Genomic DNA, 2525 nt, shown 5'->3' with positions numbered 1-2525 from the left:
GTAAGCGTAACGCCAACCACACCTATTCAGCCATAGTCTGAAGCCATAGGCTATCACCAATTTTAATTAACAAGGTGGTGGCATCATGAGTCAAACACATCGAACCCGCGAGCAATGGCTAGAGCTGATTGCTGAATTCGAGCAAAGCGGCCTTAGCCAGAAAGACTTCTGTGATCAGCGCGGGCTGAGCCCAGCTTACTTTGGGCAACGGCGTTTGCGGCTTCAGCGTGAGGCAGAAGATAATGGCGTCGGCTTTGCGTTGGCTGTACCAAAGTCTCCAACTTCGCAGCAAACAGTGCAGTTACGCATCGGTCAAACCGAGTTGGTGCTGCCCTTGTCGGTGTCACCGCGCTGGGTCGCGCAACTGGTCAAAGAGCTCAGCGCATGAAAATGTTCGTTGAGCCACCGGCCATCTATTTGCACAAAGCACCGGTGGATTTTCGTAAAAGCATTAATGGCCTGAGCGCCATTGTTGAGAGCGAGATGGAGCTCTCGCCATTCAGTGGCGCGCTATTTATCTTTTGCAATCGCCAGCGCGATAAACTCAAGGTGTTGTACTGGGACAAAACAGGCTTTTGCCTGTGGTACAAGCGCCTTGAGAAGGCGAAGTTCAAGTGGCCGCGTAAGATGCTGGGCAGTACAATCACGCTCAATGAACAACAGTGGGCATGGCTTTTAGATGGCCTTGATATAACGTTGATGAAAGGTCATCAGCCGCTCCACTTTAGTGCAATGACCTGATCCTTTTTGGCCATATAGGGATCAAGCATAACAGCGATTTATCGATCACGAATCGGTCTAAGAAATCCCTTATCAGTAGCGGCTTAGCGCCGCGTGTTGCGGTATAATAGCCGCATGAAAAAGCTTAATAACAACACACTTCCAGATGACGTTGAAGCGCTCAAAGCGATGGTGCTTGAACTGCAGAATCAGCAGCTTGAGCAACAGGCTGATGCTGCGCGCCTGCAACAAGAAAGCGAGCGCTGGAAGCGTGACTTTTATCAGCTACTGGAAAAATGGCAATTAGAGCTCAAGAAACGCTTTGCTGCCAGTGCTGAAGGCTTGCCTGGTCAGGGCGATTTGTTCAACGAAATCGAAGACATCCTTCAGCCTGAGGCGGATGAAGTGGCTGCCGAGCAGCACATTGCCTACACCCGTAAGGTCGGTCGCCGCGCTCGTTTAGATGCCTCACTACCGCGAACAGAAATCGTTCACGACATCAGCGAGGAAGAGAAAACCTGTGAGTGCTGCGGCACTGACATGCATCGCATGGGCGAAGATGTCAGTGAGAAGCTCGATTTTATTCCTGCCAAGGTGCAAGTGATTCGCCATGTACGGCCGAAGTACAGCTGCCGCACCTGCGAACAGCAAGGCACCGAGACGAAGATTAAGCAGGCACCGATGCCACCGAGCATGCTGCCCAAAAGCATTGCTACGCCAAGCCTACTCGCTCAAATTATCACGGCGAAGTTTCAGTATGGCTTGCCGCTTTACCGCCAAGAAGCCATGTTCAAGCAGTTCGGTGCCGATATCAGCCGCCAGACCATGAGCCGTTGGTTGGTGGCCGTGAGCCAAAAGCTTGAGCCGCTATATCAGCGCATGCACGATATCTTAGTGCAACAGCCCGTATTATGGGCAGACGAGACGACCTTAAAGGTCATCCAGTCGGAAAAAAGCAAATCCTACATGTGGGTGTATGGCTGCGGCGGTGACAAGCCGCCCGACAGTACCTCACCACCACCCAATATCGTGCTTTACGACTATCAAGATGGCCGTGCTGGCTCGCATCCTAAGGACTTCCTGCAAGGCTATCGCGGGCCCTTGCAAGTGGATGGCTATCAAGGCTATGAGCAAACGGAAGCTAAACTCGCGGGTTGCTGGGCACATGCCAGACGCAAGTTCGTGGACGCTAAAACCGTGCAAGGGAAGAAGAAAACCGGCAAAGCGGATATGGCGATAGCCTTTATCCAAAAACTGTATCGCGTTGAAAAACGCATGGCCGACAAATCGGCAGAGGAACGCTTAAGCGCCCGCCAAACAGAATCGATGGCTATTCTGAAAGACTTCAGAGAATGGCTGGACACGCAGGCCATGCACGTGCCACCGACCAGTATTATCGGCAAGGCCGTGCAGTACACCCTAAACCAGTGGTCAAAATTGCAAGTGTACTTAACGGACGGGCGCATCAACATCGACAACAATCGCGCGGAGCGTGCTATCAAGCCGTTCGTGATTGGCCGCAAAGCCTGGCTGTTTGCTAATACGCATGGCGGCGCGGATGCTAGTGCGGTGCTTTACAGTCTCGTGGAAACCGCCAAAGCCAATGACCTGCAACCTATCGACTACCTGATGAACTTGTTTGAGCAGTGGCCGCATGTGCAGGATGAAAATAATGTCGACCACTTGCTGCCCTGGAAGATCAAAAACTCGGTCTAGCGTCAATTAGTTTGACCGGTTGATAGGCCAGCAAAACTGATCACCTAAGTGCGTTACCAAAGTCAACGTGTGCTTCCAGTGACGCTTAC

At 52.0% G+C, this 2525-nt stretch carries 3 protein-coding genes; all 3 read left to right on the top strand.

Annotated elements, in window-relative coordinates:
• Positions 1-85: 85 nt before the first annotated feature.
• Positions 86-388, top strand: a complete 303-nt coding sequence (gene tnpA, locus CWE06_RS12260) for an IS66 family insertion sequence element accessory protein TnpA (RefSeq protein WP_126794737.1) — start codon at positions 86-88, stop codon at positions 386-388.
• Positions 385-741 (top strand): IS66 family insertion sequence element accessory protein TnpB, encoded by a 357-nt coding sequence (gene tnpB / locus CWE06_RS12255; RefSeq protein ID WP_126794734.1) that lies wholly within the window; start codon positions 385-387, stop codon positions 739-741. Before tnpA ends, tnpB begins: the two co-directional genes overlap by 4 nt.
• A 114-nt stretch (positions 742-855) precedes the next feature.
• Complete coding sequence (gene tnpC / locus CWE06_RS12250) at positions 856-2436, top strand: IS66 family transposase (protein ID WP_126794731.1); 1581 nt, start codon at positions 856-858, stop codon at positions 2434-2436.
• Positions 2437-2525: the final 89 nt, after the last annotated feature.

This window comes from Aliidiomarina haloalkalitolerans, from assembly GCF_003987315.1.
GTDB classification, from domain to species: domain Bacteria; phylum Pseudomonadota; class Gammaproteobacteria; order Enterobacterales; family Alteromonadaceae; genus Aliidiomarina; species Aliidiomarina haloalkalitolerans.
This window is presented reverse-complemented; position numbering and strand designations above follow the sequence as displayed.